General features: G+C 67.0%; 6 protein-coding genes. 2 read left to right on the top strand and 4 right to left on the bottom strand.

Annotation, left to right across the window (positions count from 1 at the left end):
• On the top strand, positions 1 to 537 hold a 537-nt coding region (locus VIQ49_RS28600; RefSeq protein ID WP_331890508.1), incomplete at its 5' end, for an O-methyltransferase.
• A gap of 9 nt (positions 538 to 546) precedes the next feature.
• Here VIQ49_RS28600 and VIQ49_RS28595 read toward each other — a convergent pair.
• From VIQ49_RS28595 to rfbD, 4 genes are read right to left on the bottom strand one after another with little or no spacing between them, the layout of a single operon-like run.
• On the bottom strand, positions 547 to 1,338 hold the full coding sequence (locus VIQ49_RS28595; RefSeq protein WP_331890506.1) for an SGNH/GDSL hydrolase family protein: 792 nt from the start codon (positions 1,336 to 1,338) through the stop codon (positions 547 to 549).
• Positions 1,331 to 2,428 (bottom strand): sugar phosphate nucleotidyltransferase, encoded by a 1,098-nt coding sequence (locus tag VIQ49_RS28590; protein ID WP_414731736.1) that lies wholly within the window; start codon positions 2,426 to 2,428, stop codon positions 1,331 to 1,333. Before VIQ49_RS28590 ends, VIQ49_RS28595 begins: the two co-directional genes overlap by 8 nt.
• Positions 2,429 to 2,442: 14 nt before the next feature.
• Complete coding sequence (locus VIQ49_RS28585; protein ID WP_414731735.1) at positions 2,443 to 3,414, bottom strand: glycosyltransferase family 2 protein; 972 nt, start codon at positions 3,412 to 3,414, stop codon at positions 2,443 to 2,445.
• Complete coding sequence (rfbD, locus tag VIQ49_RS28580; RefSeq protein WP_331890510.1) at positions 3,414 to 4,298, bottom strand: dTDP-4-dehydrorhamnose reductase; 885 nt, start codon at positions 4,296 to 4,298, stop codon at positions 3,414 to 3,416. The genes VIQ49_RS28585 and rfbD overlap by 1 nt, the downstream gene beginning before the upstream one ends.
• Positions 4,299 to 4,494: 196 nt before the next feature.
• Between rfbD and VIQ49_RS28575 the strand changes: the two genes are divergently transcribed.
• Positions 4,495 to 6,243, top strand: a 1,749-nt coding sequence (locus VIQ49_RS28575; protein WP_331890502.1) for an LCP family protein, incomplete at its 3' end; no start/stop codon positions are given.

The following is a 6,243-nucleotide window of genomic DNA, read 5'->3' as shown; positions in this document are numbered from 1 at the left end:
ATCACGCCGTCGGTGGGTGCCGCTCTGTCACTGCTGGCCCGGCTGGTCAATGCAAAAGCCGTGGTCGAAGTGGGAACCGGCGCCGGGATCAGTGCACTCTGGCTACTCAACGGCATGCGCACCGACGGTGTCCTGACCACCATCGATTCCGAGAGCGAATACCACCGCGCCGCCAAGCAGTCGTTCAGTACCGCAGGCATCAGCCCGGGCCGAACCCGTCTCATCAATGGCCGCGCCGCAGAGGTCCTCCCCCGTCTCGCCGACGGCAGCTACGACATGGTGTTCATCGACGGCGCGGTCACAGACCAACCGCGGTTCGTCGCCGAAGGCCTTCGGCTGCTGCGGGACGGCGGCGTGCTGGTGGTGCACAACGCGTCGGCCGACGGAACCGTCGCCGACCCGAACAGCTCCGGTCAGGAAGCGCTCGCCGCGCGCGAAGCCGCGATGCTCATCGCCGACGATGATTCGCTGCTTCCGGTGGTGATCCCCCTCGGCCGCGGGCTGCTCGCCGCGGCCAAGGCCCCCTCCGCCGACTGAAAACCGGCCTCAGACGCTGGGCGTGAGCGCGGTGAGTTCGGGATACCTCGGCGCGATGGTGTCGCCGGTGGACACACCCCGGATCCGGCGTCCGACCCACGGCATCGCGTATTCCACGGTCCACTGCCGACTGTCCCGGCGCCGTGCGCTGGGTGAGATCTGTTGCGGCGGACCGAGTTCCACCGGGACGAGATCGTGTTCGATACCGAGCGCGTCGAGCACCGCGATGGCCATGTACACGTGCCCGGCCGTCGACATGTGCATGCGGTCGAACTCCCACATCGCGCGTTCGCGGAAGACCCGCATCCGCCAGAAGTCGACCAGCGTGACGTTCCGCCGTTCGACCACTTCGCGCAGCAGTTCGTTGTACACCGCGAATCGCCCGCGCAGGGCGCCGAACACCGGCTTGCCACCGGTGTCGTAGGCCGTGAACGTGACGACCCGCGCCCCGGCATCCTGCAACCGGCCGATCGCGACATCGTAGTCCTCGATGAGGGTGTCGATGTCGGCGCTCGGACGCAGCAGGTCGTTGGCGCCGGCGCAGATCGCGACCAGGTCGGGCGCCATCGCAACGGCCGGGGCCAGCTGTTCGGACACGACCGCCGACAACAGCCGACCGCGAATCGCGAGGTTTGCGTATCGGAACCCGGGATCGGCGCGGGCCATCACCTCGGCCACCCGATCGGCCCAGCCCCGCACCCCGTTCGGGCAACGGGCCTCGACGTCGCCCACCCCTTCGACGAATGAGTCACCAAGGGCAACAAATCGTTTGAACGGTGGAACGGGGACGGTGTCAGACATCTGTGGAGAACCTGATTCCGCCGTCCGGGATCTTGACCCCCGGCCAGACCCGCGCTCCGCGAAGGAGCTCACAGCGGGCACCGATATCGGCGCCGTCTCCGATGACGCCGTCACGGATGAGAGCTCGCGGCCCCACCCGCACACCGAAACCGATGATCGTCCGTTCGATCACCGCACCCGCCTCGACCACGGCCCCGTCAAAGATCACCGCGCCGTCCAATCTGGCACCGGCACCGATCTCCGCGCCACGACCGACCACCGTTCCACCGATCAGGAGGGCACCGGGGGCCACCCCGGCACCCTCGTGGACAAGGAACTCCCCACGCGGTCCGGTGAGTGCCGGCGACGGCGCGATACCGCGGACGAGGTCGGCGCTGCCGCGGACGAAGTCCTCGGGTGTGCCCATGTCCCGCCAGTAACCGGAGTCGACGTGACCCTGCACGTGGATGCCGTCGGCGAGCAGACCCGGGAAGACCTCCCGTTCGACCGAGACCGGACGGTCGGCGGGGATCTGCTCGATCACGGTGCGGTTGAAGACGTAACAGCCGGCGTTGATCTGGTCGGTGGGCGGATCCTGAGTCTTCTCGAGGAATGCGGTGACCCGTCCGGACTCATCGGTGGGAACACAACCGAATGCCCGCGGATCTCCGACCCGCACCAGATGCAGCGTCACCTCGGCGCCGGAGGTCCGGTGGGTGTCGATGATGGATCGGACATCGGTGCCGCACAGGACGTCACCGTTGAACACCAGCACAGTCGGTGCGGTCAGGTGCGGGAGCACGTTGCGGATACCGCCGCCGGTGCCCATCGGTTCGGACTCGTGGACGTACGTGATCGACAGGTCCATCTTCGAACCGTCGCCGAAGTGCTGCTCGAACACCTCGGACTTGAACGAGGTTCCCAGGACGACCTTGTTGATGCCTGCGGCTTTGATCCGGGCGAGCAGATGGGTCAGAAACGGCACGCCCGCGGTCGGCAGCATCGGCTTGGGGGCCGACAGCGTCAGCGGCCGGAGCCGAGTTCCCTTGCCGCCCACCAAGATGACGGCTTGCACGTCATCGGCCAGGGCCGGCGCCGCCGGGGAGGTCACACCATCGTCTGAGGTCACTTTGCGCCTTTCGTCGAACTGTGGGTCTTCGAACGGTCGGGTGAAACTTCGCGGCGGGCATCACGTTTCGCCGCCGCCACAACCACTGCCGATCGCACACCGAGTCCGGCGCGAAGGGCAAGTCTCAAGGGGGCCTGCCACCAATGCGGATGACGGTCGGCCTGGAACCGGTAGGCGCTGCGATGGTGAGCAGGTAACATCTTCCCTGGATCAAGGTCGGCCACATGGCCTTTCGCGTGCAGAACCTCTGCGTCCGGGACGAACACGTTGCGCCAGCCGGCGCGACCCAACCGATCACCGAGGTCGACGTCCTCCATGTACATGAAGTACCGCGAATCGAAACCGTCGATGGAATCGAAGGCGATGCGCCGGACCAGCAGGCACGAACCGGACAGCCAGCCAACCGTCCGCTCGGACACGTCGACGGCGTCCTGCCGGTAGGCGGCGGTCCAGGGGTTGGACTTCCAGACCGTGCCCAAGATCGCGTGCCCGGTCCCGGATATCAGGTTCGGAACCCGCCTGGCCGACGGGTAGATGGTGCCGTCCGGCTCGCGGATCAGTGGTCCCAGCGCGCCCGCGCGCGGCCAGCGATCGGCGGCAGCGAGCAACCGGTCGATCGAACCCGGCCCCCATTCCACGTCAGGATTGGCCACGATGACGTACTCGATGGCCGGATCCACCTCGGCGACCGCCCGATTGACCGCACCGCCGTAGCCGATGTTGCCGCCGGTGTGGAGCAGCGAGACGTGGGCGTACCGCTCTGCCGCGGCCTCGGGAGCACCGTCGTCAGATCCGTTGTCCGCCATGATCACCGCCGGTGTCCCGGCCATCGCACCGTCGAGGGTCTGGATGAATCTGGTCAGGTAATCACCGGACGAATACGTCACGGTCACCACCGCGACACGGTCTGAAACCTGGTCATCGCTCACCGCCACAGGGTAGCCGGAGACCGCCATCTCCCCCGCCATCACGCCCTCACTGCGACAGCCAGTGCCGAACGCCAGTCGCGCAGCGGTGTCAGCCCGGCCTTCTGCCACGACTGGCCCGACAGCACCGAGTACGCCGGGCGCGGCGCGGGACGTGGGAACGCGTCCGCCGTGGTGGGCAGAACACGGGCCGGATCGGCACCGATCTCGGAGAACACCGCCTGCGCGAGGTCGAACCAGCTGCAACTGCCCGCATTCGACGCGTGGAGGATCGTCCCGGTGGCCGGCGACCCACCGGCGCAGATGTGCGCGGCGAGTTGCAGCAGTCCATCCGCCAGATCGGCAGAGAACGTCGGTGAACCCACCTGGTCGGTGACCACCGACACCGTGTCGCGTTCGGCTTCGAGGCGGCGCATGGTCGCCACGAAGTCGCTCGCTCCGGGAGTACCGGTGTACACCCAGGCGGTACGGACGACCGTCGCGGACGGATCACCCGCCCGGACCGCCACCTCGCCGGCGAGCTTGGTCTGCCCGTAGACCGATTCCGGTCCGGTCGGATCCCCCGGTTCCATCGGACTGTCGGCGTGGCCGGTGAAGACGTAGTCGGTCGAGATGTGGATCAGATGCGCTCCGGTGTACGCGGTGAGCGCCGCGAGGTTCGCCGGCCCCGTGACATTGATCGCATGTGCGCGGTCCCGATCCGTCTCTGCCGCGTCGACGGCGGTGTATGCCGCGCAGTTGATGACCACGTCGGCGGGTCCCAGTTCCCCCAGCACCGAATCGACCGCCTCCGGATCGGTGATGTCCAGATCGGACGAGGCCAGTGGCCGCACCACATCTCCACCACGAACCCGCAGTTGACCACCCAGTTGACCACCCGCGCCGGTCACCACCACCGAACCCAATTCCCGTTGCATACGCACCATCATGTCCGGTTCAGCCGGGACTTCGCGCGCCGACTCGCATTCACCAGTGTGAACAACATCAATACGGGCGCGCCGGTCCGGCTCCGGCTGCGCCGCGAGATTCGCAAGTAGCATTGCGGACAGTCCATCTCCCCAGGACGGTGCTGTCGCGTCCGGAGACCGCTGTCGAACACATGAGTTAGGAGCGCCACCCGTCGTGGACCGTCCCTCTTCGGATCGACCGTCGGGTGAGAGTCGCAGCGGTTCACCGCGCGAAGGTGGCCGTGCGCGTTCGTCCGGGGAACCGATTCCACCGGCAGGCCGGCGCCGACGTCGCGATGACGGTTCCGAACAACCCCGGCCGCGCCGTCGACGGGACACACCACCGATCGTCGCTGATGCCACCGCTGCAGACCGCCCACGCCGACCGGCACCCCGGCCGCGCCCCGACGACACACCTCGCACCCGCCGACGCACCGACGCACCCGCGCCGGGAGGACGTCGGCGGAGACCGGCGCCGGATTCACCCGGCGGCGGCTCACCTACAGGGGCTACGCCGGCCGACGGCAAGAAGGCTCGTTCCATCACCCGAATCGCCGTGGCCGTGGTCTCGGTCGCGGTCCTGGTGGCCACCGGCTTCGCGTGGAATCAGATGACCAGTCTCGAGAACAGCATCACCAAGCTCGACGGGCTCAGCCTGGGCGACGGCAAAGACGGTGCAGTCGACATCTTGATGGTGGGTACCGACTCGCGCACCGATGCGCAGGGCAACCCGCTCTCCGAGAAGGAACTGGCCCAGTTGCACTCCGCGGACGATGTCGGAACCAACACCGACACGATCCTGCTCATCCGAATTCCCAACGACGGGTCGTCGGCCACCGCCATATCGATTCCGCGGGACTCCTACGTTGACGTTCCCGGCATGGGTATGAGCAAGATCAATTCCGCCTACGGATCCGCCAAAGAGGAAAAGCGCGCCGAACTCGTCAATGCAGGCATGGATCTGACCGAGGCAGACCAGGAATCGGTTCAGGCCGGGCGCGACGCGGTCATCAACACGGTCACCGCACTCACCGGGGTCGAGATCGACCACTATGCCGAGATCGGACTCCTGGGATTCGTGTTGCTCACCAACGCGGTCGGCGGCGTCGATGTGTGCCTCAATGCCGCGGTCGACGAACCGTTCTCGGGGGCCACCTTCCCGGCCGGAGAGCAAACGCTCGACGGTTCGGAAGCCCTGAGTTTTGTCCGTCAGCGCCATGAACTGCCGCGCGGTGACCTCGACCGTATCGTTCGCCAACAGGTCTTCATGGCCTCGCTCGCGCAGAAGGTACTCTCCGCCGGAACACTCACGAACCCCGGCAAGCTGTCCGATCTGCAGGACGCGGTGTCACGGTCGGTTGTCATCGACGAGAACTGGGACGTCCTGAAGTTCGTCGAACAACTCAAAGACCTGTCCGGCGGTCGGGTTCAGTTCGCGACCATTCCGGTGGTGACCGAACAGGGCTGGAGCGAGGACGGAACGCAGAGTGTTGTCGAGGTCGATCCGGTCGCGGTCAAGGCGTTCACCGAGGGTTTGCTCGGCAAAGAAGACGCCGACGGCACCGTGGCCTTTCACGCCGGCGACTACACGGTCGACGTGATCAACACCGGCACCGTGGACGGACTGGCCACCAACGTGGCCGGAATCGTCGCGAGCAAGGGATACCGGGCCGGTGAGACCGGCAACGACATCAACGACACCGTCGACAGTCAAGTTCTCGCCGCGACCACCGACGATCCGGGCGCTGTCGCCGTGTCCAAGGACCTCGGCGGGCTAACCGTCGTCGCGGATACATCCCTGCCGCCCAACACAGTTCGCGTCATCCTCACCGACAGCTACAGCGGCCCGGGCTCGATCTCGGACTCCGGTGCGCAGGACAGCCAGGACACCGGCACCGAACCTTCCCCCCCCCCCCCCCCCCCC

This window comes from Williamsia sp. (assembly GCF_036566845.1).
Taxonomy (GTDB): Bacteria; Actinomycetota; Actinomycetes; order Mycobacteriales; family Mycobacteriaceae; genus Williamsia.
Note: the sequence above shows the minus strand (reverse complement) of the source record. Positions and strands in the feature narration are given on the sequence as shown.